The organism is Pseudonocardia yuanmonensis (genome assembly GCF_039542425.1).
Lineage (GTDB): Bacteria > Actinomycetota > Actinomycetes > Mycobacteriales > Pseudonocardiaceae > Pseudonocardia > Pseudonocardia yuanmonensis.
On record NZ_BAABIC010000007.1, the window covers coordinates 215,815 to 241,673 of the forward strand.

The 25,859-nt window shown below is 74.5% G+C and carries 24 protein-coding genes; 16 read left to right on the top strand and 8 right to left on the bottom strand.

The window, feature by feature from the left end:
- Positions 1-55: 55 nt before the first annotated feature.
- Both ABD990_RS12900 and ABD990_RS12905 read left to right on the top strand, forming a co-directional pair.
- Positions 56-625 (top strand): hypothetical protein, encoded by a 570-nt coding sequence (locus tag ABD990_RS12900; RefSeq protein WP_345380680.1) that lies wholly within the window; start codon positions 56-58, stop codon positions 623-625.
- A 24-nt stretch (positions 626-649) separates the two neighbouring features.
- Complete coding sequence (locus ABD990_RS12905) at positions 650-1,003, top strand: DUF3817 domain-containing protein (protein ID WP_345380681.1); 354 nt, start codon at positions 650-652, stop codon at positions 1,001-1,003.
- Positions 1,004-1,054: 51 nt separating this feature from the next.
- Here ABD990_RS12905 and ABD990_RS12910 read toward each other — a convergent pair whose 3' ends face one another.
- A complete protein-coding gene (locus tag ABD990_RS12910) occupies positions 1,055-1,861 on the bottom strand; it encodes a DUF2470 domain-containing protein (RefSeq protein ID WP_345380682.1) in 807 nt (268 codons plus the stop codon).
- A gap of 115 nt (positions 1,862-1,976) precedes the next feature.
- Here ABD990_RS12910 and ABD990_RS12915 point away from each other — a divergent pair, with 115 nt between their 5' ends.
- The 3 genes from ABD990_RS12915 to ABD990_RS12925 all read left to right on the top strand — a co-directional run bounded on the left by ABD990_RS12915 (position 1,977) and on the right by ABD990_RS12925 (position 4,776).
- Positions 1,977-2,879: a hypothetical protein gene (locus ABD990_RS12915; protein ID WP_345380683.1), complete on the top strand. Its 903-nt coding sequence runs from the start codon at positions 1,977-1,979 to the stop codon at positions 2,877-2,879.
- Between the two features lie 254 nt (positions 2,880-3,133).
- Entirely contained in the window at positions 3,134-4,093 is a 960-nt protein-coding gene (gene pheA, locus ABD990_RS12920; protein ID WP_345380684.1) for a prephenate dehydratase, read from the top strand.
- On the top strand, positions 4,090-4,776 hold the full coding sequence (locus ABD990_RS12925) for a histidine phosphatase family protein (RefSeq protein ID WP_345380686.1): 687 nt from the start codon (positions 4,090-4,092) through the stop codon (positions 4,774-4,776). Before pheA ends, ABD990_RS12925 begins: the two co-directional genes overlap by 4 nt.
- A 125-nt stretch (positions 4,777-4,901) precedes the next feature.
- On the opposite strand, the gene ABD990_RS12930 is transcribed toward ABD990_RS12925, so the two are convergent.
- Positions 4,902-5,540 carry a maleylpyruvate isomerase family mycothiol-dependent enzyme gene (locus tag ABD990_RS12930; RefSeq protein ID WP_345380687.1) on the bottom strand — a complete coding sequence of 213 codons (639 nt, stop codon included), beginning with the start codon at positions 5,538-5,540 and terminating at the stop codon, positions 4,902-4,904.
- Positions 5,541-5,613: 73 nt separating this feature from the next.
- Between ABD990_RS12930 and ABD990_RS12935 the strand changes: the two genes are divergently transcribed.
- Positions 5,614-6,048, top strand: coding sequence for a MarR family winged helix-turn-helix transcriptional regulator (locus ABD990_RS12935; RefSeq protein WP_345380688.1), 435 nt, complete (start codon positions 5,614-5,616; stop codon positions 6,046-6,048).
- Between the two features lie 9 nt (positions 6,049-6,057).
- Here ABD990_RS12935 and ABD990_RS12940 read toward each other — a convergent pair whose 3' ends face one another.
- On the bottom strand, positions 6,058-6,396 hold the full coding sequence (locus ABD990_RS12940; protein ID WP_345380774.1) for a metallopeptidase family protein: 339 nt from the start codon (positions 6,394-6,396) through the stop codon (positions 6,058-6,060).
- A gap of 13 nt (positions 6,397-6,409) precedes the next feature.
- Positions 6,410-7,639, bottom strand: a complete 1,230-nt coding sequence (locus ABD990_RS12945; RefSeq protein WP_345380689.1) for a septum formation family protein — start codon at positions 7,637-7,639, stop codon at positions 6,410-6,412.
- A 257-nt stretch (positions 7,640-7,896) separates the two neighbouring features.
- On the opposite strand from ABD990_RS12945, the gene ABD990_RS12950 reads away from it, so the two are divergent.
- Genes ABD990_RS12950 through ABD990_RS12960 form a run of 3 tightly spaced genes read left to right on the top strand, consistent with a single transcriptional unit; the run spans position 7,897 to position 10,229 of the window.
- Entirely contained in the window at positions 7,897-8,565 is a 669-nt protein-coding gene (locus tag ABD990_RS12950) for a hypothetical protein (RefSeq protein ID WP_345380690.1), read from the top strand.
- Between the two features lie 3 nt (positions 8,566-8,568).
- Positions 8,569-9,735: a glutathionylspermidine synthase family protein gene (locus ABD990_RS12955; RefSeq protein WP_345380691.1), complete on the top strand. Its 1,167-nt coding sequence runs from the start codon at positions 8,569-8,571 to the stop codon at positions 9,733-9,735.
- Between the two features lie 47 nt (positions 9,736-9,782).
- Complete coding sequence (locus ABD990_RS12960) at positions 9,783-10,229, top strand: DUF350 domain-containing protein (protein ID WP_345380692.1); 447 nt, start codon at positions 9,783-9,785, stop codon at positions 10,227-10,229.
- A gap of 20 nt (positions 10,230-10,249) precedes the next feature.
- Here the strand turns inward: ABD990_RS12960 and ABD990_RS12965 are convergent, their stop codons facing one another.
- Complete coding sequence (locus ABD990_RS12965) at positions 10,250-11,281, bottom strand: FUSC family protein (RefSeq protein WP_345380693.1); 1,032 nt, start codon at positions 11,279-11,281, stop codon at positions 10,250-10,252.
- A 57-nt stretch (positions 11,282-11,338) separates the two neighbouring features.
- On the opposite strand from ABD990_RS12965, the gene ABD990_RS12970 reads away from it, so the two are divergent.
- Positions 11,339-11,830, top strand: a complete 492-nt coding sequence (locus ABD990_RS12970; RefSeq protein ID WP_345380694.1) for a MarR family winged helix-turn-helix transcriptional regulator — start codon at positions 11,339-11,341, stop codon at positions 11,828-11,830.
- Between the two features lie 66 nt (positions 11,831-11,896).
- Here the strand turns inward: ABD990_RS12970 and ABD990_RS12975 are convergent, their stop codons facing one another.
- Positions 11,897-13,018 carry a nucleotide disphospho-sugar-binding domain-containing protein gene (locus ABD990_RS12975; RefSeq protein ID WP_345380695.1) on the bottom strand — a complete coding sequence of 374 codons (1,122 nt, stop codon included), beginning with the start codon at positions 13,016-13,018 and terminating at the stop codon, positions 11,897-11,899.
- Between the two features lie 77 nt (positions 13,019-13,095).
- Here ABD990_RS12975 and ABD990_RS12980 point away from each other — a divergent pair, with 77 nt between their 5' ends.
- The 5 genes from ABD990_RS12980 (at position 13,096) to ABD990_RS13000 (ending at position 18,928) form a co-directional block, all read left to right on the top strand.
- Positions 13,096-13,920, top strand: a complete 825-nt coding sequence (locus tag ABD990_RS12980) for an HAD family hydrolase (protein WP_345380696.1) — start codon at positions 13,096-13,098, stop codon at positions 13,918-13,920.
- 137 nt (positions 13,921-14,057) lie between these two features.
- The gene (locus tag ABD990_RS12985; RefSeq protein ID WP_425569586.1) at positions 14,058-14,669 is read left to right on the top strand and encodes a phosphatase PAP2 family protein; all 612 of its coding nucleotides are present in this window, start codon (positions 14,058-14,060) and stop codon (positions 14,667-14,669) included.
- Positions 14,669-15,589 (top strand): decaprenyl-phosphate phosphoribosyltransferase, encoded by a 921-nt coding sequence (locus ABD990_RS12990; protein ID WP_345380697.1) that lies wholly within the window; start codon positions 14,669-14,671, stop codon positions 15,587-15,589. The genes ABD990_RS12985 and ABD990_RS12990 overlap by 1 nt, the downstream gene beginning before the upstream one ends.
- Positions 15,590-15,656: 67 nt before the next feature.
- Positions 15,657-16,850: a UDP-galactopyranose mutase gene (gene glf, locus ABD990_RS12995; protein ID WP_345380698.1), complete on the top strand. Its 1,194-nt coding sequence runs from the start codon at positions 15,657-15,659 to the stop codon at positions 16,848-16,850.
- A 95-nt stretch (positions 16,851-16,945) separates the two neighbouring features.
- Positions 16,946-18,928 (top strand): glycosyltransferase, encoded by a 1,983-nt coding sequence (locus ABD990_RS13000; protein ID WP_345380699.1) that lies wholly within the window; start codon positions 16,946-16,948, stop codon positions 18,926-18,928.
- Positions 18,929-18,970: 42 nt separating this feature from the next.
- On the opposite strand, the gene ABD990_RS13005 is transcribed toward ABD990_RS13000, so the two are convergent.
- Entirely contained in the window at positions 18,971-20,821 is a 1,851-nt protein-coding gene (locus tag ABD990_RS13005) for a glycosyltransferase (protein WP_345380700.1), read from the bottom strand.
- 182 nt (positions 20,822-21,003) lie between these two features.
- Complete coding sequence (locus tag ABD990_RS13010; RefSeq protein WP_345380701.1) at positions 21,004-23,946, bottom strand: arabinosyltransferase domain-containing protein; 2,943 nt, start codon at positions 23,944-23,946, stop codon at positions 21,004-21,006.
- Positions 23,947-24,077: 131 nt separating this feature from the next.
- Here ABD990_RS13010 and ABD990_RS13015 point away from each other — a divergent pair, with 131 nt between their 5' ends.
- Positions 24,078-25,856 carry an arabinofuranosyltransferase AftB family protein gene (locus tag ABD990_RS13015; protein WP_345380702.1) on the top strand — a complete coding sequence of 593 codons (1,779 nt, stop codon included), beginning with the start codon at positions 24,078-24,080 and terminating at the stop codon, positions 25,854-25,856.
- The last annotated feature ends 3 nt before the right edge of the window (positions 25,857-25,859 follow it).

Here is a 25,859-nt window from a genome sequence, read left to right on the forward strand (position 1 = left end):
CCGTCGCGACGGCGAGCTGCCGGGACCGTGTGCGCGGCCGCGTATCCTGGGAGGCGTGTGGCGCGTGGTCCTGTCCCCCCGCTGGATCCTCTGGCACCTGCTGGCGATCCTCGCGGTGGCGGTCTGCGTGGTCGCGGCGATCTGGCAGTGGGGCCGGGCGGGTTCGGCGCTGGGCTCCGCGCTGAACGTCGGCTACGGCATCCAGTGGCCGATCTTCGCCGTGTTCTTCGCCTACATGTGGTGGCGCTTCCTGCGGATGGAGCTGCTGGAGCGGCGGGAGGACGGCGCGGCCGAGGAACCCGCCGCCACCGAGCCGGCGGAGTCCGACCCGCCCGCGCCGTCCGCCGTGCCGATCGCGGCGGACCCCCGGGCAGCCGAGCTCGCCGAGCCGGTCCGCGCCGCGCGGCCCACCGAAACCGGATCCGTCAAGACCGACGACCCCGCCGACGTCGACCGTCCGCTGCCGTGGGCCGCCACGCCCTTCACCCGCAGCCCCGTCGCCGCCCCGGCCCCCGTGACGGACGAGGAGGCGCCCGGGCTGGCCGAGTACAACCGCATGCTCGCCGGCCTCGCCGCCCGTGACGCGGCCGCGGAGCCCGGCCGGGAGACCGCGGACGGCCGCTGAGCCGGCGCGGTTAGAGTCGAGGGTGTGAGCAGCCCCAGGACGTCCACCGCGCAGCGCCCCGTCGGGTGGCGGCTGCCGCTGTACCGCGTGTTCGCCTACATCACGGGCGTCGGGCTGCTGCTGCTCGTGTTCTACGCGATGCCGATGAAGTACTTCGCCGGCGACCCGCGGCCGACGGCGATCATCGGCATGCTGCACGGCTTCCTCTACATGGCCTACATCGTCGCCACGCTGGTGCTGGCCGAGCGCGCCCGGTTCACCCCGGTGTTCGCGCTGCTGGTGCTGCTCGCGGGCACGATCCCGATCTGCTCGTTCATCGCCGAGCGCAAGGTCACCCGGCGCGTCCAGGAGCGGGACCGCGCCCTCCAGCAGGGTTAGGGGAGGTCCGGCCCGGGCCACGGCAGGTCCGGGCCGTCGCCGTCGGCGCGGTCAGACCTCGTCGACCTGCGCGTGCGCGTCCCCGCCGACCTGGCGGAACGGGCACCCGACCAGCATCCCGAGCTGGATCCGCAGCTCCTCGGCGGTCGTGGCCTCCTGCGGCCACGCGAGCCGGACGTCGTGGTCGCCCTCCGGCGTCTCCACCCGCAGGCGCAGCCCGCACCGGTCCACCCCGAGCGGGCGCACCCGCGCACCGAGCGTGCACCGCAGCGGCGCGGGCAGGTGCCGCGCCAGCGCGTCGAAGACCTCCGGGTGGGCCTCCTCCAGGTGGGAGAGCCAGTGGTTCTCCATCCGGCAGAAGGGGTCCGGGCGCGCGGCGGCGAGGTCGACGGGCGCGAGCGCGGCCGTGCCCTCGGCGTCGGCCAGCACGGCCGAGCTCGGGGTGAGCTTCACCAAGGTGGCGCCGTGACCGAGGTCGAGCAGTCGCGGGTGCGGGGCCACGTCGGCGACCTGCATGGCGGCGCGCCGGGCCGTGGTCGCGTCGGGCAGCCGCAGCCAGCCGCTGATCCACAGCAGCGCGCGGATCGGCTCGCGCAGGTCGACCGGGGCGCGGTCGGTCAGCTCGAGCATGACCGGGATCTCGCCCCGCTCCGAGGTGCGGATGGCCTCGAGGACCGGCGACTCGTCGGGCAGCAGCACGACGGCCGAGCCGTCGGCGTGGACGTGGTGCACCAGCGGCACGACGGGCTCCGGTCCGCCCGTCCCGACCAGGGCCGCCTCCCCGCCGCGCACCGCGACGCTCCGGGCGCGTTCGGCGTCCGCGGGTGCCGGCGGACGCCGGAGCCGGGTCTGTCCCACGTAGCTCACCTCCGAGTTAGGTGAGGCTAAGTTAGCTTCCGGACGAGGGGCTGTCCAGGCCCGACCGGCGACCCCTTGTCGGGCCCGTGTGAACGGCGGGTTAGCGTGCGTACCCGTGACGACCGTGCCCTCGGGATCCTCCGCCGACCCGTGGCCGATCCGTCCCCTGCTCGCCGGACTGGTCGACGACGCGAGCCTCGTGCAGCCGCGGATGGTCGCCCCGGGCATCGACGCGGTGGTGGCCCGGTACCTGTCGGCCCGCGACGGGGCCTACGGGGGCATGATCGGGCACCTGGTCTGCCCCGTCTCGCGCCTGCCCGCGCTCGTGACCGAGCTGGCCCGCTCGGCGCCGTCCCGGCCCGTCGACCTGTCGCTCGTCGTCGACACCGGGCTCGGCGCGGTACCGAAGGCGCTGTCCACGGTCTTCTCGCGGTCGAGCCTGCTCACCCCGCGCACGGTCGAGACGGCCGCGCCGCCGGACGTCGATGCGGTCTGGCTGGAGCGCGTCTCCGAGTTCGTGCCGGACGAGGTGACCCCCGTCGTGGAGCCGCGCCGCCCGCTCGGCGGTACGGCCGTGGAGATCGACGCCTGGCTGGACGCGGTGCAGCGGGTCGCCGAGCACGGCTGCACGCCGAAGCTCCGGTGCGGCGGACCCCGGCCGTCCGACGTGCCGTCGGTCGCCGAGGTCGAGCGGTTCCTGCAGGTCACCGTGGGGAAGGGACGAGGCTTCACGGCGATCGGGCTGCGCGAGGCGGTCCGGCCGTCGGCGGAGACCGAGACCGATCGGGGGCGGCACGGGGTGCTCAACCTGCTGCTCGCCGTCGCCCGCGAGCTGGGGACCGGCGGCGAGGGCAGCGTCGGCGACGCGCTGCGCGAGACGGACGGGCACGCGCTGGTCGCCGAGGCCGAGGCGCTCTCCGGGCGCACGGTCGACACGGTGCGCGGGCTGTTCACCTGCTGCGGGATCGACCCCGACCCCATGTCGATCAGCGAGTTCGCCACCCTCGGCCTGCTCTGACACGGCCCCGTCCGCGGGCGGCCCTCCCGCACGGACGGATCGCCGGACCCCGGGCGCGGGGTCCGGCGACCCCCGAGGCACGCCGGTGAACCGAAGACCCCCCGCTTCCCTCGGTTCCCGACGTCCCGTCCTGTCATACGAACCACGGCCCGGACCGGTTCGCGCCCCTCGGCAAGTTCGGCTCATCGGCCCTGTCCGCTGATCGGTACGGGGCAGCGCAGGCGCGTCCGGCGGCCCGACTACGCTCGTCGATCGTGCCCCGTCCCCGGTCCCGCATCGGTTTCCTCGGCCCGCACGCCACCTTCACCGAGCAGGCGCTGCGCACGCTGCCGGAGTCCGAGGACGCGGAGCTGGTGCCGCTGCCGGGCAATCCCGCCGTGCTCCGCGCCGTGCGCGAGGGCACCGTCGACGCCGGCTGCGTGCCGATCGAGAACAGCGTCGAGGGGGCCGTCCCGCCGGTGCTCGACGGGCTGGTGGAGGAGCCGCCGCTGGTGATCGTCCGCGAGGCGGTGATCCCCGTGCGGTTCGTGCTGCTCGGCCGTGCGGGCACGAGCCTGGCCGGGATCCGCTCCGTCGCCTCGCACGGCCACGGCATCGCGCAGACCCGCGGCTGGATCGCGGCGCACCTGCCGGAGGCCGAGGTCCGGGTGGCCACCTCGACCTCCGAGGGGGCGGCACAGGTCGCGCGCGGCGAGGTCGACGCGGCGGTGTCCTCGCCGCTGGCCGCCGAGCAGCACGGGCTCGAGGTCCTGGCCGACGACATCGCCGACAACCCCGGCGCGGTCACCCGCTTCGTGCTCGTCACCCGGCCCGCCGCGCCGCTGGCCGCCACCGGGCACGACCGCACCACCCTCGCGCTGACCACGGAGAACCGCCCCGGCTCGCTGCTCGGGCTGCTCACCGAGCTCGCCGTTCGCGGGATCGACCTGACCCGCATCGAGTCCCGGCCGATCAAGGATCGGCACGCGGACTACTGGTTCCACCTCGACTGCAGCGGGCACGTCGCGGACCCGGCGATGGGCGAGGCGCTGGCCGCCCTGCACCGCCGCTGCGACCGCGTCCGCTTCCTCGGCTCCTACCCGCGGGCGACCGGTGCGGCCGAGCCGGTGGAGGGGGTCGGGGCGCCCGCGGTCCCGCTGCACGGGGCGGATGCGGCGGCGTACCGGGCGGCGGCGGAGTGGCTGGCAGGAGTGCGGAACGGAGAGTGGACATGACCCCGGAGGAGCCCGAGCAGGACGAGCTGCGCCTGGTCCTGCTGCGGCACGGCCAGACGGACGCGAACGTCGCGAAGGCGCTGGACACCGTCCCGCCCGGGGCCCCGCTCAACGAGACCGGCCGCGCGCAGGCCGCGAACGTCGCCGAGCTGCTCGCGAACTGGCCGGTCCGCGCGGTGCACGCCTCCCGGGCGATCCGCGCCCGGCAGACCGCCGAGCCCGTCGCGCTGGCCCACGGGCTGGGCGTGACGGTCGTCGACGGCGTGCACGAGATCTTCGTGGGCGAGCTGGAGGGCCGCTCGGACAAGCCGGCCCGTCGCGAGTTCGACGAGGTGTACGACGCCTGGTGGGGCGGCGACCTCGCCCGCAGCCTGCCCGGCGGGGAGTCGGCGCTGGACCTGCGCCAGCGGTACCTGCCCGCCGTCGACCGGATCGTCGAGCAGACCGAGCGCGCGCACGGGCCCGGCGGGATGGTGGTGCTGGTCAGCCACGGCGCCGCGATCCGGCTGGCCGCCGCCGCGCTGCTCGGCGACACCGCCGAGACCCGGTACGTGCCCAACGCCGGTCGGGTGGTGCTGCGTCGGGACAAGTCCGTCGAGACCGGGTGGGCGCTGGAGCTGTGGGACTCCGGTCCGGCGCTGGTCGGCGACGTGACCGCGGGCGCGGCCCCCGAGGCGCACTGACCGGCGCACCCACAGGCGCACTGACCGACGCACCCCCACGCGCTCGGACCGGCGCCCGACAGGCCGCACCCACCGGGTGACGGGCGACGCGGCCGGCACCCCTCTACGGCCGCGCCGCGCCTGCGTCAGGCGGGTCCGGCGGGCTGCGCGAGCCCGGTGAGCCGCACCCGCGCGGCGTCGGTGCGGCCCGTGAGCAGCAGGAGCAGCGCCTCCGCGGGTCCGCGCACCTCCCGCTCCGCCGGCCCGTCGCCCGCGGTCCAGTCGACGTCCGTCGCGACCAGCCGCATCCCGCGGAACCGCCGCCGCGCCCAGAACGGCCAGCCCATCCGCCACACCCGTGCCAGTCCCTCGCGGGCGGCGGCGAGCGGCATCGGCGCGGTGCGCCCGAGCGGCACGGCGACGTCCTGGACGTGCACGAGGACGTCGAACGCCAGGTTGTCGAGCGTGGTGATCGCCGGCTTCGCGCGGCTGTCGGCGAGCTCGCGGAGCTCGGCCACCAGCCGGGCGGGCGGGCGCCGCGCGTGTTCCAGGGCCAGGTCGCGGTTGACGGCCTGCAGGTCGCCACCGGCGCGCACGCCGAGGGCCAGGATGCGCAGCATCCCCGGCGACTGCGGCGTGAGCGCGACGTGCGCCGCCACGTCGCGGACCCGCCATTCCGCGCAGAGCGACGGGCGCTCCCACTCGTCGTCGTCGAGCCCCGCGAGGAGGTCGGCCAGCACCCGGCGCTGTCCGGCGATCACCGCCCACTTCTCGTCCCGGTCCATCGGCGCACCCCGATCCGTCAGAGAGTCTGACCAAGCCGTCAGAGTTTCGTACCACCTCGTAGAATCGTCAAGCGTGACCGAGCCGCTGAACACCGGGGTGCTCCTCTTCCTCCCCTACCGCGCCATGGAGGCCCGGGTGTTCGCCGGTCTGGCCGCCGCGGGGTTCGCCGACTTCACCCCGGCCCAGGCGCGCGTGTTCCAGCGCATCGCGCCCGGCGGCAGCCGGCTCACCGACCTGGCCGAGCAGGCCGGCATCACCAAGCAGAGCGCGGGCTTCCTCGTCGACCAGCTCGAACGCAGCGGGTACGTCGAGCGGGTGCCGGACCCCGCGGACGGGCGGGCCCGGCTCGTCCGGATCGCGGAGCGCGGCGCCCGCAGCGTGGAAGCCTCGCGCGGGATCGTCGCGGAGGTGGAGGCCGAGTGGACCGCGCACCTCGGTCCGCGGCGCATGGAAGAGCTGCGCGGCATCCTCAGCGACCTGCGCGAGATCACCGACCCGTGGCGGTGACCCCCGAGCTCAGCCCCAGCCGAGCTCGTGCAGCGTGTCCTCGTCGATGCCGAAGTGGTGGGCGATCTCGTGCACCACGGTCACGGCGACCTCGTGCACGACCTCGTCCTCGGTCCCGCAGACCTCGAGCACCGCGTCCCGGAAGATCGTGATGCGGTCGGGCAGGACACCGCCGTAGTCGCTGGTCCGGTCGGTGAGCGCGACGCCCTCGTACAGCCCCAGCAGCTCCGGCTCGTCGGGGTGCCGGTCCTCGACCAGCACCACCACGTTGTCCATCGCCGCGGTGAGCCGCGAGGGGATCGTGTCCAGGGCGTCGGACACCAGCTCGTCGAACCGGGTCCGGCTCATCTCCACCACGGCGTCAGGGTGCCGGAAGCTCCACCGGTGCGGGGACGGCCGGGGCCGCCGGGTCGACCGGCTCCGACGAAGCGGGCGCCTCGGAGCTCGACGGCGCCGCGGGATCCGACGACGGCGGCGCGGCCGGGTCCGCGGTCGGGGTGGCGGACTGCGTCGGCGGGGCGGGGACGCCCGGCTTCGGCGTGGTGGTGGCCGGCGGCGCGGGCTGGTCGCCCACCGTGACGGTGCCCTTCACCGGGCCCGTGACCGGGGCGAACCCGCTGCGGTCCGGCAGCAGCGCCGCCAGGTTGCAGTTCACCTTGCGGGTGCCCGCGTTCCAGGACTCCTCGGTGACGTTGTCCCAGTAGACGGTGAGCTTCTTGTCCGAGATGACCTGCGACCCGCCGGCGTACTCGCCCGCGATCCGGCTGCACTCGGGCTGGAGGAACCCGTCCTGGTCGCCCACGGCGGGGAACCCCTCCGGGAACTTCTGCGCCAGGTCGACGATGCCGACCGCCTCCACCGCGTGCGGCCCGGCGCAGTCCGTGGGGTCGCCGACCCGCGGCCCGTCGATCGCCAGGCAGGTCCCGGGCTCGTACACCCCGGACTGGTCCTGGTCGGCGGCCTTCCCGGTCAGCGGGTAGAGCGCGCCGGAGCGCGAGGCGCTCTGCACGCCGCAGCGCAGCTCGCGGCTGCCCTCGTCCCACTTCTTCTGCGACGGCTTGAGCGCGCCCACCCGGAACTTGCCGTTCGGGTCGAACTTCCCGCCGAGGTATTGCAGCACGATCGGCGTGCACCGCTCGTTGACGAGCTGGCGCATGGTCGAGTCGTCCGGCAGGGCCTGCTGGTCGGCGAGCTGCACGGTGCCCGCCTGCTCGAACAGGTGCGGCCGCGCGCAGTCGACGACGGCGGTGTCGGCCGCGTCGGCCCGGGCCCAGTTCAGGCAGGTGCCCGGGGTGGTCGGCGGCGGCGGGACGTCCTCGACGTCCGCCGAGGTGCCGCTGGGCGAGGGGAGCGCGGCCAGCGAGCCGAGCACCGGGACGGTGGCGCCGGCGACCGTGTCGAGGGTGGCGACGCCGAGCATCACGCCGGCGCCCACGAGCACGGCGGCGACGATCCGCCGCGCCTGGCGGCGGCCCGGCAGGCGTGCACCCCGGCGGGGTGGCGCCGGCGGCGGGCTCGTCCGCGGGGAGCGGGGGCGGTCGGCGACGGCGAGGGGGGAGCGGCCGCCGGACGTCGTGGGGAGCTCGTCCATGGCGTCGACCATCTTGCCGTCCCCGTCCGGGCGACCCCGATCCGGTGCCGCCGCGGCTCGGTCATCGGTCGCGCGCGTGCTGCGAGGTGTCGTCGGACGGCGGCGAGGAACCCCGATCCGGTGAATCCTCGCGGCGGGAGGCGCCCCGGGCCGGGTGAACGGTGTCCCGATCTTGGTCCGGTCGATACCGAGCCGAGACCGAGGACGGTTCCGCCCGTCCGTCCGGAACGGATACGGTGCGCACCGGGGGTGGACGCATGACGGAGAACGACGGCCGGGACCAGCCCGGGCCGCCGGACGAGACCGGGGAGACCCGGCCCGTCGAGAAGGTCCGCGGCCGCATGTCGCAGCAGGACGCGTCCACCACCCCCCGCGAACCCACCCTCGCCGAGAAGCGCGCCCGCGAGCAGGGCGTCCGCCGCCGTGCGGAGGAGGCCCGGCAGGCCGAGGAGGAGGCCGGGCGGCGGAAGAAGCGCAAGCGGATCCTGGTCGGCTCCGGCGTCGTGGTCGGCGTGGTCGCGCTGATCGCCGTCGGGTACGCGGTCGCCTCGGACGACGAGGAGGTCGAGGCCCGCTGCGTCGACGAGAACAACGTCGTCGTCGACGACTCCAACTGCGTCACCCCGGCCTCGGCGACCGGCAACACCTACTACGGGGGCGGCGGCTTCTTCCCGATCTTCATCGGGACCGGCGGCCGGCAGTACCACTACAACTACGGCGGCTCGGGGAACATCGGCCAGGTCGCCACCGGCGGGACAACGACCGTGCCGAACAACGCGACGGTCCGCACGCCGTCGGGCAAGACCATCTCCCGGGGCGGACTGGGCGTGAGCAGCGGGGGCTCGTCCTCGGGGGGCTCGAAGGGGACCTCCGGCGGGTCCTCGTCGTCCGGCGGCTCGTCCTCGGGCGGAAGCAGCGGGAGCTGAGCGGTGCGCCGTGAACGCGGGGCCGCGCGCCCCGGCTGGCAGCAGATCGTCCGGGACCAGGGGCTGGTGTACGACGCACCGGGCCGGGACGCGAACGGGCTCGCCCGCCCGTACTGGGACGAGTCCGTGCACTACGTCTTCGAGATGGACGAGATCCTCTCCCTCGAGGCGGACGTCGAGCTGCTGCACTCGATGTGCCTGGAGGCCGTCGACCACATCGTGACCACCGAGCGGTTCCGCGACTTCGCGCTGCCCGAGTGGGTGTGGGAGAAGGTCGCGGCCTCCTGGAAGCGGCACGACCCGCACGTCTACGGGCGCTTCGATCTGCGCTACGACGGCTCCGGCCCGGCCAAGCTGCTCGAGTACAACGCCGACACCCCGACCACGCTGCTCGAGGCGTCGATCCTGCAGTGGTACTGGCTCAAGGACACCCACCCGGACGACGACCAGTGGAACTCGCTGCACGAGCGCCTGGTCGAGCGGTGGAACGAGATCAAGGGCGCCCTTCCGAGCTCCGAGGTCCACTTCACCTGGTCCGGCGGCGACTCCACCGGCGAGGACCACGTGACCGTCGGCTACCTCCAGGAGACCGCGGCCGAGGCCGGCCTGGACACGGTGGGCCTGCGCATCGAGGACATCGGCTGGGACGTCGACCTCGACCGCTTCGTCGACCTCGCCGAGGCCCCGATGGCCACGGTGTTCAAGCTCTACCCCTGGGAGTGGGTGCTCACCGAGGAGTTCGGCAAGCACGTCGCGCGCAGCCTGCCCGAGACGCTCTGGCTCGAGCCGCTGTGGAAGACGCTGCTGTCGAACAAGGCGATCCTCGCGGTGCTGTGGGAGATGTACCCCGGTCACCCGAACCTGCTGCCCGCCTACCTGAACGATCCCGGGCTGCTCACCGAGTACGTGCGCAAGCCGCTGCTGGGCCGCGAGGGCGCCAACGTCGACATCGTCTCGCCGGGATCGCAGGTCTCGACCGGCGGCGTGTACGGCGAGGAGGGCCACGTCTACCAGCTGTTCGACCCGCTGCCCGAGTTCGACGGCTTCCGGCCCGCGCTGGGTGCGTGGATCGTGGGCGACGGCTCGGCCGGCCTCGGCATCCGCGAGACCGCGGGCCTGGTCACGGACGATGGCGCCGCGTTCGTGCCGCACCGCATCCCCGAGGACTGAGTCCCCCCGCACCCCCGCTCCCCGTCCCCTTCCTCCCGGAGGACCCCATGACCCTCGCCCTCGACGCGACGTACTTCGCGAACATCGGCCGCGGCGTCGGCGCCATCCTGCTCTACGCGCTGCTCGGCGCGCTGCTCATGCTCATCGGCTTCTGGGCCATCGACATCACCACGCCGGGCAAGCTGAACCGGCTGGTCCGCGACGGCCGCCCGGGTGCGGTGCTGGTGACCGCCGCCGGAATGATCTCGATGGCGTTCATCGTGGTCGTGGCGATCTGGAGCGCCTCGGGCCTGCTGGCCGAGGGCCTGCTCGCGGCGCTGATCTTCGGCCTGGCCGGGATCATCGCGCAGGTCGCGGCGGTGCGGCTGCTGGAGTGGGTCACCGGGATCCGGATCGGCGAGGTGCTGGCGGCCGACGAGCTCAACGCCGAGGCGTGGGTCGTCGCGGCCGCGCACGTGGCGCTGGGCCTCGTGGTGGCGGTCGCGATCATCTGAGCCGGGCCCGGAGGACGCGGTCAGCTGCGGTACGGCTCCGTGGCGCGCTCACGCCGGCGGCCGCGCAGGCCGAGGACGGCCAGCGCCACCAGCACCCCGACCACGGTCGCGACGAGTCGGTCGGTCAGCAGGGTGGCCGTCGGGACCGGGTGCATGGTCGTCCCGACGACGAGGGCGAGCGGCGTGATGAACAGCAGCGCGACCGCGTAGTTGCGCATCACCAGCAGCTCCGCCCCGGTCTGCAGCACCACCGCGGCGACGACGATCGCCCAGCCCGGCAGGTGCAGGGCCAGCAGCGCCGCGGCCACCACCAGCCCGCCCAGCGTCCCGCCGATGCGCATCACGCCCCGGGTCACGCGGAACCGCGAACCCGGCACGGACAGCGGGACGACGGCGGCGACCAGCGCCCAGTACAGGTGCTCCACCCCGAGCAGCACGGCGAGCGGCGCGGTGATCGCGCAGGCCAGCAGTACCTCGAGCACGATCTCGCGGCGCACGGCCTCGCGGAGCGGGACCGCGACCTGCGGTGCCCGCCGCCGCACGTGTCCGGGCAACAGGGCGCCGGCGCTCCCGACGAGCACCGCGAACCCCGCCGAGCCCGCGGCGACCGCCACGACCTGCAGCGCCGCGCTGAGGCCGAGCGGAGGTGCCCCGGCGAACGCGCCGGCCGCGAACACGAAGAAGAGCGGCCCGCCCGGCTTCCACCCGACGATCTCGCCGCCGACCGTTCCGGCGACCCCCACGCCCACCAGCACGAGCAGCGCGAGCCAGGGCGAGGCCGGCAGGTGCGCGGCGAGCAGCCCGATCGCCACGCTCGCGACCAGCCCCACGCCGGTGACCGCCTGTACGCCCGTCCGCGCCGGGACGGTCAGGTTCCGGCCGTAGATGGCCGCCAAGGCGCCGAAGGTGGCCGCGCCGAGCAGGTCGAGCCGGCCGGCGGCGAGCAGCACCAGCATCGGCACGCCCACCGAGATCCCGCAGCGCAGCGCGGGCCGGTGCGCCCCGGCGTGGGCCTCGAAGCGGACCAGTTCACGGACGAGCGTCCCCCGCACGCATACTCCTTTCACCGGTGTACGAATTTACTTCACCGGTGTACGAAAGGGGAAGCCATGGCGGCGGACCGTGACGCGGTCGACGAGATCCGGGCGATCTGGGCGGTCCGGCGGCCGGACCTGGACACCGGGCCCATCGCCGTCGTCGGACGGATCCTGCGGGCCGCGCGGTTCCTGCAGCAGGCCGCGGACGACTGGCTGGCCGACGCGGGCGTGACCCGCGCCGAGTTCGACCTCCTCAGCCAGCTGCGCCGCACCGACGCCCCGCTACGCCCCGGTGACCTCACCGCCGGCGTCGTGGGCTCACCGGCCGCGACGACCAAACGACTGCACAAGCTCACCGCCGCGGGCCTGGTCACCCGCACCCCGGACCCGGACGACGCCCGGGCCGCCCGGGTCGCGCTGACCCCGGCGGGGGAGCAGCTCGTCGACGACCTCCTCCCTCGCCAGATCGCTGCCGAGGCGCGGCTGCTCGAGGTCCTCACCCCCGCCCAGCGCGAGTCGTTGGCCGGCCTGCTGCGGACCGCCCTGATCGCCTGGGAACCGTGAGCGGCAACTGCCCCTGGAACGGCACTCGCCGCTCACGACCGGGAGTGATCGGCGGAAACGGTGACCTCAGTCCAGGGCGGCCACGTCCGGCACGCGGGCCTCGGGCGGCGGCATCGCCTCCAGCTCGGTCCGGACCTGGCGGGCGTTGGCGGCCAGCTCGCCGTCGTCGACCAGGCGGCGCAACGCCTCGGCGCTCACCTTCCCGGACAGGCCCGCCCCGCGCCGGGCGATGAGCTCGGCGTTGTGCCGGCGGTCGCCGGCCCCGGGTACCGCGAGCTGCGGGATCCCGGCGGCCAGCGCGCCCATCGCGGTACCGGACCCGCCGTGGTGCACGATCGCTGCGCACAGCGGCATGACGTCGACCAGCGGCACCCAGCCGACCGTCCGCACCCGGTCCACCCCGCGGGCCCGGCGCTCGATCCGCGGCTCCGGCCGGACCAGGACGATCTCGGCGTCGACCTCCGCCGCGGCGGCCAGCGCCGCCGGCATCGGATCGGCGCCCGGGCCGGGCACCGTGCTGCGCGAGACGAGGATGCGCGGCCGGTCCGCCGCATCGGAGGGGACCCGCAGCCACGCCGGGATCTCCCCGCCGCCGCGCTGCACCGGCCGCATCGGCAGCCCGGTCCGCTCGCCGACGACGCTGCGCGGGGCCGTCGTCAGCACCACCTCGGGAGCCGGGAGCCCGCGCTCCTCCAGTCCGTGCCGGCGCAGCGCCCGTTGCATGATCTTCGACGCCGCCGTGACGCGGACCAGCGAGGGCCCGTCGAACAGCGAGTTCTCCAGCAGCACGGTGGGCAGGTCGTGCCGGGCCGCGGCGACCGCGGCGGCGACCGCGAGCGGCTCGTGGACCACGACGTCCGGCCGCCACTGCTCGACGACGGTGACCAGCCCGTCCGTCAGCTCCTCGTTCACCGCCCCGAACAGCCGGGCGACCATCCGCGTGCCCGCGGTGCCGGCCAGCTCGGCGCGGGCGTCGAAGGGATGGGAGGCCATGATCCGGGCGGCGATCCGGGCGAAGGACACGTCGCGCGCGATGTCGATGACGGGGAGATCGCCCGTGTCGGCGCCCATCGCGTCCCCGCCGGTGGCGACGAGCACGTCGTGCCCCGCCTCCCACAGCGCCTCACCGAGGGGCAGCATCGGCAGCAGGTGCCCGGTGAGCGGCGCCGACACCACCAGCACGCGCATACCCGCACGCTATCCCGGAGATCGCTTCCGCCGCTGCCCGTACGCTGGGGGCGTGTCCGGGCGGATGAGGTAGACCGATGGAGGCCCCGCGGCTCGTCGCGAGCGACGTGGACGGCACCCTGCTCGGCGAGGACCACGAGGTCAGCCCGCGCACGGCGGCGGTCGTCGGCAGGCTGGTCGCGGGCGGTGTCCCGTTCGTCCTGGTGACCGGGCGCCCGCCGCGCTGGATCCCGCCGGTGGCGACCCAGCTCGGCGTGGTCCGGTACGCGGTGTGTGCCAACGGCGCCGTGCTCTACGACGTCGAGGCCGACCGGATCGTCGGCTCCCGGCCGCTGCACCCCGAGGACCTCGTCCGGCTCGAGGAGGCCGTCGCCGAGGCACTGCCGGGCGCGACGCTCGGGGTCGAACGCGTGGGCGAGCACGCCTTCGACGACCAGGTGGCCCAGTTCGTCGCCGAACCGGACTACGAGCACGCGTGGCCGGGCGGCGGCCCGCCGACCGAGGCACGCGACCGCCTGCTGGCCCACCCGGCGGTGAAGCTCCTGGTGCGGGCGAAGGGCCTGTCGAGCGACGCGATGGCCGCGGCGCTCGAACCGCTGGTCGGCGACACGGTCGACATCACCTTCTCGCACCCGGGCGGGCTCATCGAGGTGGCGCCCGCGGGCGTCTCCAAGGCCACCGGGCTCGTCGACCTCCTGGAACGGACCCCGGAGTTCGCCGGCATCACGCCCGACGAGGTCGTCGCCTTCGGGGACATGCCCAACGACCTGGCGATGCTCCGCTGGGCGGGGCACGGCGTGGCGATGGGCAACGCGCACCCCGAGGTCGTGGCCGCGGCGGACGAGACGACCGCGACCAACGTCGACGACGGCGTCGCGCTCGTGCTGGAACGCTGGTTCTGAGCAGCTGACCAGCGTCGACGGGCCGCCCCGGCACGCCGGACCGTGGCGCGGGGGGCGCCCGCGTAGCATGGCTGCGCCGTACACCCCGCAGATCGGCGCCCGCGGAATCCCCGCCGCGCGCGCGAGGAGGCCTGCCCGTGACCGACCGGTCGCTCGACGTACCGGCCGTGCCGGACGCACCCGCGGTCCCCGTCGTACCCGCCGTCGTGCCGTCCGAACCCGCCACCACACCGGCCTCGCCGGAACTCCGGGTGCTCGCCGCCGTGCAGCGGGGCGTCGCCCGGCCGCGCGCGGTGTCCGTGGCCCGCGGCATGTCGCACTTCGGCGAGCACGCGGGTGGCTGGCTCGCGCTGGGTCTCGTCGGCGCCGCCGTCGACCGCCGTCGTCGCGGCGAGTGGCTCTGGTCCGCCGCGGCCGTCGCCTTCGCCCACGGGGCGTCCATCGGGGTCAAGCGCGTCGTGCGCCGGCCCCGTCCCGTGCACCCCTCGGTCGAGGTGCTCGTGGGCACCCCGAGCCGGCTCTCGTTCCCCTCCTCGCACGCCACCTCGACCACCGCCGCCGCCGTGCTCTACGGCGGGCTGCTGCGGTCCCGGACGCCCCTGGCCGTCGTCCCGGTGATGGCGCTGTCCCGGCTGGTCCTGGGCGTGCACTACCCGACCGACGTGGCGACGGGATCGGCGCTCGGCGCCGGCGTCGCCCTCGCCGCCCGGCGCGTGATCCCGCGCCTGATCCACAGGAAGAAGCGCTGATGACGAGCACGGACGTACCCCCGGCGGTGGAGGCACCGCAGCGGACCCCGATCGGTCTGGTGGCCGGCGTCGTCAAGACCATGCGCCCGCGCCAGTGGGTCAAGAACGTGCTGGTCCTGGCCGCGCCGTTCGCCTCCGGCGACCTGTTCCAGGGTGCGGTGGCGGTCAAGCTGGCCATCGCCTTCGTGGCGTTCTCGCTGGCCGCGTCGGGCGTGTACCTGGTCAACGACGCCAAGGACGTCGAGGCCGACCGCGCCCACCCGACCAAGCGCAACCGGCCCGTCGCCGCCGGTGTCGTGCCGGTCCCGGTGGCCTACGTCGTGGCGGTCGTGTGCTTCGCGGCGGCGATCGCGCTGTCGCTGCTGGCCTCGCCGCAGCTGCTGATCGTGCTGGGCGTCTACGTCGCCGTGCAGCTGGCCTACTGCTTCTGGCTCAAGCACCAGCCGGTGCTCGACATCTGCATCGTCGCCTCCGGCTTCCTCATGCGCGCGATCGCGGGCGGTGTCGCCGCGGCCATCCCGCTGTCGCAGTGGTTCCTGCTGGCCGCCGGGTTCGGCTCGCTGTTCATGGTCGCCGGCAAGCGCTACGCCGAGATGATGCTCGCCGAGCGCACCGGCGCGAAGATCCGCAAGTCCCTGGAGTCCTACTCCCCGTCCTACCTGCGGTTCGTGTGGGCGCTCTCGGCTACCGTGCTGATCATGACCTACGGGCTGTGGGCCTTCGAGATCCGCGAGGCGCACCACAACTCGGTGTGGTCGGTGATCTCCATCGTCCCGTTCGTCGTCGCGGTGCTGCGCTACTCCGTCGACGTCGACAACGGCGACGGCGGGGAGCCCGAGGACATCGCCCTCGGGGACCGGGTCCTGCAGGTCCTCGCCGTCGCGTGGATCGCGATGCTGACCCTGGCGGTCTATCTCTGAGCCGCCGGTCGGTCGGTCGTCGGCCCTGTCACGGGCGCCGATCACCGCGCCGCTACCCTCGGTGCCCGTGACTGACGCACAGTTCGATCTGGTCGTGGTGGGCTCGGGCTTCTTCGGGCTGACGATCGCGGAGCGGGCCGCGGCCGAACTGGGCAAGAAGGTCCTGGTGCTCGAGCGGCGGTCCCACATCGGCGGCAACGCCTACTCGGAGCCCGAGCCGGAGACCGGGATCGAGATCCACCGCTACGGCGCGCACCTCTTCCACACGTCGAACACGCGCGTGTGGGAGTACTGCAACCGGTTCACGGACTTCACGAACTACCAGCACCGTGTCTTCGCGCGGTACAAGGACCAGGTCTACGCGTTCCCGATGAACCTGGCGCTGATCAACCAGTTCTTCGGGAGGTCGCACACGCCGGACGAGGCGCGTGCGCTGATCGCCGAGCAGTCGTCCGAGGTCGACACCGCGAAGGCGGAGAACCTCGAGGAGAAGGCGATCTCGCTGATCGGGCGCCCGCTCTACGAGGCGTTCGTCAAGGGCTACACGGCGAAGCAGTGGCAGACGGACCCGACCAAGCTGAGCCCGTCGATCATCACGCGGCTCCCGGTCCGCTACACCTTCGACAACCGCTACTTCAACGACACCTACGAGGGGCTGCCCGTCGACGGGTACACCGCGTGGCTGGAGAGGATGGCGGACCACCCGAACATCGAGGTCCGGCTGGACACGGACTACTTCGCGGTGCGCGACGAGCTGCCGGCCGGGGTCCCGACGGTCTACACGGGCCCGCTGGACCGCTACTTCGACTACAGCGAGGGCGAGCTCTCGTGGCGCACGCTGGACTTCGAGACCGAGGTCCTGCACGACACCGGTGACTTCCAGGGCACCTCCGTCATGAACTACAACGACGAGGAGGTCCCCTTCACCCGGATCCACGAGTTCCGGCACTTCCACCCGGAGCGGGACTACCCGAAGGACAAGACGGTCATCGTCCGCGAGTACTCGCGCTTCGCCGAGTCCGGCGACGAGCCGTACTACCCGGTGGGCACGCCCGAGGACCGCGCCAAGCTGGAGCGCTACCGGGAGCTGGCGCGCAAGGAGACCGCGAACCGCAACGTGCTGTTCGGCGGCCGCCTCGGCACCTACAAGTACCTCGACATGCACATGGCGATCGGCTCGGCTCTGACCATGTTCGACAACCGGATCACCCCGCACTTCGTCGACGGCAAGGCGCTCTCCGGCACCGAGTCGGAGGACTGAGCCCGGGCGCGGCCGGCACCCGGTCGTCGGCGTCCTGACGCGTCGTGGCTACCCTCGGCCACTGCCCCCACCGGTAGCGAGACACCGAGGACCCAGTGACGACCACCGCTGAGAAGCCCGCCTCCGTGCCCACGCGCGGGGGGTCCGCCGACACGCTGCTGCAGCGGATCATCCTCCCCCGCCCCGCGGACCCGCTGGCCGTCCGCGCGCTCTACGTCGACGAGCGGACCGGCACCACGCTGGCGCCGACCGAGCCGGCGCCGGGGTCGCAGGAGAAGCCGATGACCCTCACGGTCTCGGCGAGCACCGGCCGGGCGTTGCGCGTCACCTCGCGGACCTCGGCCGTGCTGCCGGCGCAGAGCGAGGTGTCCTTCGGCGCCTACTTCAACGGCTTCGCCGCGGGCTACTGGCGCGCCTGGTCGACCCTCACCGACATCCGGCTCACGCTCTCGCTGGAGGGCTCGGGCCGCGTCGACGTCTACCGCTCGAAGGCCGACGGCTCGCACATCTACGTCACCGGGCAGCGGGTCGACGGCCGCCGGGAGCTCGACATCCCGCTGGACCTGCGCCCCTTCGAGGACGGCGGGTGGTACTGGTTCGACCTGACCACGGACGACGGCGAGCTGGTCCTGCACGAGGGCGGCTGGCACGCGCCGACCGCGGCACCCGGGCGCGCGGCCGTCACGATCGGCATGCCGACCTTCAACCGGCCGGCGGACTGCGTCGCCACCCTGACCGCGATCGGCGAGGACCCGGCCGTGCTCGCGGCCGTCACCGCCGTGATCCTGCCGGACCAGGGCACGCAGAAGGTGCGTGAGCAGGCCGGCTACGAGCAGGCCGCCGCGGTGCTCGGCGACCGGCTGCGGATCGTCGACCAGCCGAACCTCGGCGGGTCGGGCGGCTACGCGCGGGTCATGTACGAGGCGCTCGGGTCGACCGACTGCGAGCAGATCCTCTTCATGGACGACGACATCCTGCTCGAGCCGGACTCGATCCTGCGGGCCGTCGCCTTCTCCCGGTTCTCGCGCGAGCCGATGCTGGTCGGCGGGCAGATGCTCTCCCTGCAGGCCCGCTCGCAGCTGTCCACCATGGGCGAGGTCGTCGACCGCAACACCTTCATGTGGCGGGTCGCCCCGGACACCCACCCGCACCACGACCTGGCCGAGCGGACCCTGCGGCAGACGCCGTGGCTGCACCGCCGGGTCGACGTCGACTACAACGCCTGGTGGATGTGCCTGATCCCGCGCGTCGTCGCCGAGGACCTGGGCCTGCCCCTGCCGCTGTTCATCAAGTGGGACGACGCCGAGTACGGCCTGCGCGCCCGCGGCCGCGGCTACCGCACGGCGACCGTGCCGGGCATCGCGATCTGGCACATGTCCTTCATCGAGAAGGACGACTCCAGCGACTGGCAGGCCTACTTCCACTACCGCAACCGGTACGTCGCGGCGGCGCTGCACGGCCCGGACTCGCCCAAGGCGCTGCTGCAGGAGTCCTTCAAGCGCACGCTCCGGCACCTGATGCTGATGGAGTACTCCGCGGTCGCGCTGCAGATCAAGGGTCTGAAGGACTTCCTGGCCGGCCCCGAGGCGCTCTTCGCGAAGCTGCCGGTCGTGCTGGGGGAGATCCGCGCCGAGCGCGTCGAGTACGACGACGGGCGCCCGCTGCAGTCCGCCACCGAGGTGCCCCTGTCGACCCTCGACGCGCTGGGTGCGCAGCTGTTCCCGGAGCCGCCGGTCGGCAAGGTGAAGGTCGGCCTCGGGCTCGCCAAGGGCGTGCTGCGCAACCTCAAGACGCCGAACCCCGCGCACGCCGAGGTCCCACAGCGCAACGTGCCGTGGAAGCAGGCCCAGTGGTTCGTGCTGGCCGGGCTCGACTCGGCCACGGTGTCGACGCCGGACGGCCGCGGGGTCACCTTCCGCCGCCGCGACCCGCAGCTGTTCAAGCGGATGGTGAAGGAGTCCCTGGAGCTCCACCGCGAGGTCGTGCGGCAGTGGCCGCTGCTGCGGACCCGCTACCGGGACGCGCTCGCCTGGCTGACCAGCCGGCAGGCGTGGTCGGAGGAGATCTTCGACAAGTAGGACGCCGGGCCCGGCCGCCCCGGGTGGGGCGGCCGGGGCGGGTCAGTCCGCGTCCGCCTGGATCCCGTAGAGCCGCGCCCAGTTCTCCCGGCTCGTCAGCTCCGGCACCGCCGCCCGGTAGCGCTCGGCCACCGCCGGGCCCTCGGTGTGCAGCCGGCGCATCGCCTGCAGGCCACGGCGGGCCAGCGCGATCAGCTTCGCCTTGTCCCGCTGCCGGATCCGGACGCCCTGCTCGCCCATGTCCGTCACCACGGCGCGCTCGAACAGCCCGACGTGCCACCAGTGCGCGTCCCCGGCGGGGATGAAGCCCATCCGGTGCGGCACCCGGTCCAGCAGCTGGTAGACGGCGCGCTTGACCCAGGTCAGGCCCTCGTTGCTCGGCTCGCCGCCGGCCCGGTGCACCGTCAGCGCCCGGAAGTCCTCGGACAGCTCGGACATCTTGTGCACCGTGGTCTCGGGGTAGTCGGCGCGCACCCGCCGGATGCGTGCCGCGGACCCCGCCGAGCCGTCGCGCAGGATCTCCGGGCCGTCGAGGAAGTCCTCCACGGCCTGCAGCAGCGTCGCCGACAGCCCGTAGTGCATGCCGATCAGGTACACCGAGAGCAGGTGCCGGATCCGGGCGTTGATCGTCTTCGTGGAGAAGCCGGTGTGCAGCGCCGCCATGATCAACCCGTTGCGCAGGTTGAAGTAGCGGTGCCACTCGTCCCAGTCCTTCCAGCCGAAGTCGCCGTGCCACACGCCGGCGCCGGGCAGGGAGACGGTGGGGATGCCGGCCGCGCGGGCGCGGTAGCCGTACTCGACGTCGTCCCACTGGAAGAAGATCGGCAGCGGGTAGCCGATCCGCCGCACGACCTCTGCCGGGATCAGGCAGGACCACCAGCCGTTGTACTCGGTGTCCGTGCGGCGCTCCTGGTTGATCGGGAGCAGCCGCTCGTCGAGGCCGAGCAGGTAGGCCTCGCGCAGCGAGCCGGGCGTCGGCAGGCCGTTGACCAGGTTCTCGGGGTCGGCCCGCTCGCCGGAGATGTGAAGGTGCGCCGGGTGGAGCAGGTTCAGCATCTGCCCGCCGACGATCGACGGCTGCGGCATGCAGGCCGCGAACGTGGTGAGCCGGATCAGCAGCTCGGGCTCGAGCATCACGTCGTCGTCCATGAAGAGGACGTCGTGATGCTCCTCCGGTGCCCCGGCGGTGGCCTCGAAGAGGCCGCGGGTGAAGCCGCCCGCACCGCCGAGGTTCGGCTGGCGGAGGTAGACGAGCTTGTCGCCGAGCGCCTGCGCGACGGCGCTGAACCGGTCCCGCGACTCCAGCGGGTCGCTGCCCTGGTCGACCACCCGCACCGTGCCGATCACGGCGAGCGCCTCCGGGTCGTCCGCCAGCGCCTGCATCGTGTCGAGGCATTCCTCGACCCGGTTGTAGGTGCAGATCACGATGTCGGTGGCGGGCACGGACCGCGGGGCGAGGACGCTCCAGCGCACCTCGGACACGGTGAGCTCACCGGTCTCGGTGGTGATCTCCAGCCACATGCCGCCGCCGTCGAGGAAGCGGTCGATCGGCGCCGACAGCCGGACCTCGCGGGTCTCCGGGCCGGCGGGGGTGCCGACGTCGACCGCGTCCACGATGCGGGAGACCTTGTTGGTGTCCGAGGCGAGCAGCCGGATCCGGCCCTCCCCCCCGGCGAGCGCGGTGACCTCGACCCGCTCGACCGCCGTCCAGCGCTGCCAGTAGGTGGCGTAGAGCCGGCCGAAGTAGGTGTTGGTGCCGACCCGGGTGCCCGGGGTGAGGTGCACGCGGCCGCGCTCGCGCCGGGCCACCCCCTTCTCCACCACGGAGTAGAGGTCCTCGGGCGCCAGCGCGGAGGGGCCGAAGAAGAGCCCGCGCTGGGCGGTCAGCCGCACGGGGCCCTCCGGGCGACGCCCCGGGGACGCCGGTGCGGCCAGGGGTACGTCCGGCGTCTCTGTGCGAAGCATGGGTTCGGCTCAGTCCTCCGGTGCGGGGCCGGCCCGGGCGGGCCGGACCGAGGGGCGTCGGTGCGCCCCATTGTGGTGTATGACGCGCGTCGCAGTCGGCCGGGCGCGCCTCAGCCGACGGGATCGAGGCCGGGCACCCGGGTACGGCCCGTGTGCGCCCACCCACTGACCGTACGGTTGGTGACCTGGGGCGTCGCGGTCGCCAGCGGCCGGAGGGGGATCCAGCGGTAGACCTGCGCGGCGTCGCGGGTCGGGTCGCCGGCGAGGTAGGTGGCCAGGCGCTGCTCGGTCACCAGCGTCCGGGCAGCGGCGAACGGTCCGCCGTAGCCCGGGGCGTAGGTGATCCCGGCCGAGTCGTCGGCCTGCGGCGGGGCGACGCGCCACTGCGGGAGCGCCGTGGTGCCGAGCGGGAGCGGCGCCGGGGTCAGGCAGGGGAGGACGAACGCGACGGGCCAGTCGAGGATCGCCTCCGTGCCGGCCGGGAGGACCTCGTCCATCGGCGTGAGGCGCGGGACGCGCGGCAGCGTGGCGACGGCGGGGGTGTCCACCGGTTCCCGGACGTCGACGACGAGCCGGACGCGCGTCGCGCCGTCGGGCGCGAGCAGCCGGGTGTCGCGCGGGTCCGTGCCGCCGGGCTCCAAGGCGGTGCGGGCGAGGGGCTCGCCGTCCTCGCCCGCGAACTCGGCGGCGAGGGTGTCCCCGGGCCGCAGCGCACCCGCGACCGTCACGACGACCGGGAGCGAGCGGTCCCGCTGGGCCGGGTCGAGGGCGAACCAGGCCGTGTCGCCGGTGCCCGCGCCCCGGATCCCGGGCAGCGTGGTGCCCCCGGCGTCGACCGGGACGGGCGGGAGGGCCGACGGGCCGGGCAGGACGGGCAGCAGGCCCGCCGCCGGGTCGGTCTCGACCGAGAGCTTCTCCTGCAGCCCGCACGGGGCGCCGCGGGCGGTCGACAGCGCGTCGGACACGAGCGTGTAGCTGTTCCGGTGCTGCCAGCCGGTCCGCGCGAACGACCCGACCTGCAGCAGCACCACCGCGGCGAGCAGCACGGTCGTGACGGCGGCCGGGCTGGGCAGCCACCGCGGCAGTCGGGTGGTACCGCCGCCCGATCGTCGCCAGGCGAGGACCAGCAGGGCCGCCGCGACCACGACCAGCCCCGCGACCAGCCACACCGGGGCGAGCTCGACGCCCGCGACGAGCGGCGGCAGCGTGCTCCAGGTCAGGCCCCACCAGTTGGACACGAAGGGCCAGACGTTCTGCCCCGTCAGCACCAGGGACCCGGCGACGGCGAGCGCGCCGAGCCCGGCCAGCCAGGGCGCCGTCCGGCCGGCCAGGGCCCGCCGGCCGAGGGCCACGATCCCGACCAGCAGCACCGCCGCGCCGATCCCGGCGAGATCGCCGAAGTGCTGGGTCCACTTCGTGGGCGTGGCGGTCATCGACGCGAGCCCGAGCAGGAACACCACGGCGATCCGCCGCGTGGGTCCGGCCGGGATCCGGCGCCCGGCCGCCCGCAGCGCCGCCACCGCCGCAAGGACCGTGAGCAGCACCGGCGCCCGCTTCGCCAGCGAGCCCTGCAGGTCGTCCTGCGAGAGCAGCAGCGCGTAGCGGTCGAGCTCCTCGTACCAGGGCTGGCCGCCGCCGATCAGCGTCCGCACCCGGGTGGCCTCGAGCATCGCGGCGAGGCTCTGGTCGGAGACCATGAGGAACACCGCGGCGGCGGGACCGGCCAGCAGCACGAGCACCAGCGGCACCGCGCCGAGGCCGCTGCGGCGCAGTGTCCGCAGCACCGGGACCAGGCCCGCGACGACCGGGGCGAACGCCATCAGGCCGCCCGGCGTGACGGCCGTCGTCACGCCCGCGACGAGCAGGGCCAGGACCAGCGGGGTCACCCGGTGCAGCGCGATCGTGCGCTCGACGCCCACGAGGACCAGCACGGTCCCGAGGGCGACCCACGGCTCCGGGCGCAGGCCGAGCGTGTAGGGCAGCCACCAGGCGAGGAAGGTCAGCGCGGACAGCCAGGCGACGCCGCGGCCGGCTCGCGGCAGCAGCCGGGGCACCACGCACCGGGACAGCAGGGCCCAGGTCACCAGGCCCAGCAGGATCGACGGCAGCCGCATCCAGACCGTCGAGGCCGAGACCTGGGACCAGGCGTAGTAGAGGTCGTAGAACCAGCTGAACGGGGCCTCCGGCGCGTTCAGCCAGCGGTAGACGTTGCCGACGAACCCGCTGCTGCCGCGGTCCCGGACGATCCCGGCGATGTAGCCGTCGTCCACGGTCACGGGCCCGGACACCCACCACACCGCGAGAGTCGCGGTCACGACGAGGTCGGTGAGCCGGGGCCGCCACCAGCCGCGGGGCAGCACCCGGACCCGGCGCTGCCGCTCGCCGCGGGCGAGCACGACGACCAGGCCGAGCAGCGCCAGCACCCCGACGACGGCGACCGCGATCTTGAGCGGGGTGGCGGTGGTCTGGAAGCGGGTGTCGGTGGTGAGCTGCAGCCGCAGGCCCGCGGTGTCCGGGGCGTCCGTGAGGACCGCGGCGACCGCGGGGCGCAGGTCGCCCGGGCGGGACACGACCGGCGCGCCGTTGAGCAGCAGCGTGGTGGCCGTGGTGTCGCTGCGGAACCCGACCGTGCAGTCCCCGGTCGGCAGCGGCAGCGGGTCGAGCTCCGCCCCGGCGGTGGTCACGCGCAGCGCGTCCCCGGTGACCTCCATCCGCAGCCCGTCCAGCGGGGTCGCCCGGGGGTCCGGCGCGGTAGGGGTGGTGGTGAGGAGCGTGCCCGCGCCCAGCGCGCGGGCGGCGCCGCAAGTCGCCTCGGCGGTGAGCGAGACGGGCTGGTAGGGCATCAGCGGCAGCGCGGTGGCCACCGCGCCCGGGCCGCCCCAGTCGTACCGGACCTCGGGCTGCACCACGGGCGCGAAGGGGAAGGCCACCGCGCACGCGAGCACCACCAGGCCGAGCACCGCGGCGAGGACCCCGCGCCGCCGCCGCGGGCCGACGGGCAGCGGAGGGTCCTCCCGCGTCGCGTCGGGGGCGGGGCGCGCGGGGGAGACCACGCGAACACAGTGCCAGCCCGCCCGCGACCCGCCGCCCCCCGGGCCGGGGGTCGGTCACGATTCGCGAACCATCGGCCAGAATGTCGCAGCCTGCTCGGGGGAAGGCTCGTTCGAGTACGTACACGCGAGTGATGAGGAGCAGGTCCATCGACACCGTCGCGCCGGTCCACCACGCCCCGGTCGGACTCCCGCCCGCCCGCCCCGACCGCCGTATCCGGCCCGGCCTCTGGAACGGCGCCGTCCTGGTCCTGCTCCTCGGGGCGTTCGCCGCACTGATCTGGAACCGCCGCTGGATGAGCGACGACGGCCTGATCGTGCTCCGGACCGTGCGCAACCTCCTGGCAGGGGACGGGCCGGTGTTCAACGCGGGGGAGAGGGTCGAGGCCAACACCTCGACCCTCTGGACCTACCTCCTCGCGATCCCGGGCCTCGTGCCCGGGATCTCGCTCAACTGGGCCGCCGTCGTCCTCGGCCTGCTGCTGTCCGTGGCCGGGCTGGGGCTCGCGGTCGACGCCGCCCGCCGGCTGCACCGGGCCCGCACGATCCTGCCGGCCGGCGCGCTGGTGGTGCTCGCGCTGCCGCCCTTCTGGGACTTCGGGACGTCCGGCCTGGAGACCGGGCTGATCACCGGCTGGCTCGGCGCGAGCTGGTGGCTGCTGGTCCGGCGGCTGCAGGTGCGCCGGGGCGAGGTCGCGGGGCGGACGGGATCGGCCGTGGCGCTCGCCGTCGTCGTCGGGCTGGCCCCGCTGGTGCGGCCGGACCTCGCGCTCGCCGGCCTGCTCGTCGCCGTCGCGGTCGTGGTGCTGGAGTGGCGCCGGAGCGTGCGTCGGCTGCTCGGGCTCGCCGCGGTGGCGGCGGTCGCGCCGGTCGGCTACGAGATCTTCCGCATGGGCTACTACGGCCTGCTCGTCCCGTCGACGGCGCTGGCGAAGGAGGCGAGCGACGCCCGCTGGGACCAGGGCGGCTGGTACCTGCTGGACCTGGCCCAGACCTACGGGCTGTGGTTCGCGGGCGCCGGTGTGCTGCTCGTCGCGGTCGCGCTGCTCAGCCGCCGGGGGCGGACCGGCCCGGCGCCGTCCGGCACGCGGGTCGCGACGGCGGTCGTGGCGCTCACGCCGGTGATCGCCGGGCTGCTGCTGGGGCTCTACGTCACGCGGGTCGGCGGCGACTTCATGCACGGCCGGATGCTGCTGCCCGCGCTGTTCTCGCTGCTGCTGCCGGTGACGGCGGTGCCGGCGACGCGCTGGGCCCTGGTCCCGGTGCTCGGCACGCTCGTGTGGGCGGCGTTCTGCCTGACCTCGCTGCGCCCGGCCTACGGCGAGCACCTCGGCCCGCACTGGATCGCCAACGAGCGGCTCTACTACGTCCTGCTGCTCGGGCACCCGCACCCGGTCACCGCCGAGGACTACGCCACGCACCCGCGGGTCGCCGAGGGGGTGGCGCGGCTCGCGGCGGCGCCGGGGCCGTCGCTCGCGATCGTCGGGAACGGGGACTGGTACGTCTACCCGGCCGACGGCGGGCGGAGCACCCTGGTGTGGCTCAACCTCGGCGTCGCCGGGGAGCTCGCGCCGCTCGACGTCCGGGTGCTCGACGGCGTCGGCCTCGTCAACCCGGTCGCCGGGCACGCCACCGGGGTCCCCGGCGGCCGGATCGGGCACGACAAGGACCTGCTGCCCGAGTGGTTCCTGGCCGAGGCCGGCGTGCGGGGCGACACCGGCTTCGTCGGGCCGGGGTTCGTCGACGACGCCCGCCGGGCGCTGGGCTGCCCGGCGACCGTCGAGATGCTGGCCTCCTACCGGGACCCGCTGACCGCCGACCGGTTCCGGCAGAACCTCACCGGGGCGGTCGAGCGGACGTCCTACCGGTACCCGCGGGACGCCGCGGCCGCCGCCGCGAGCTGCGGCGCCTGATCG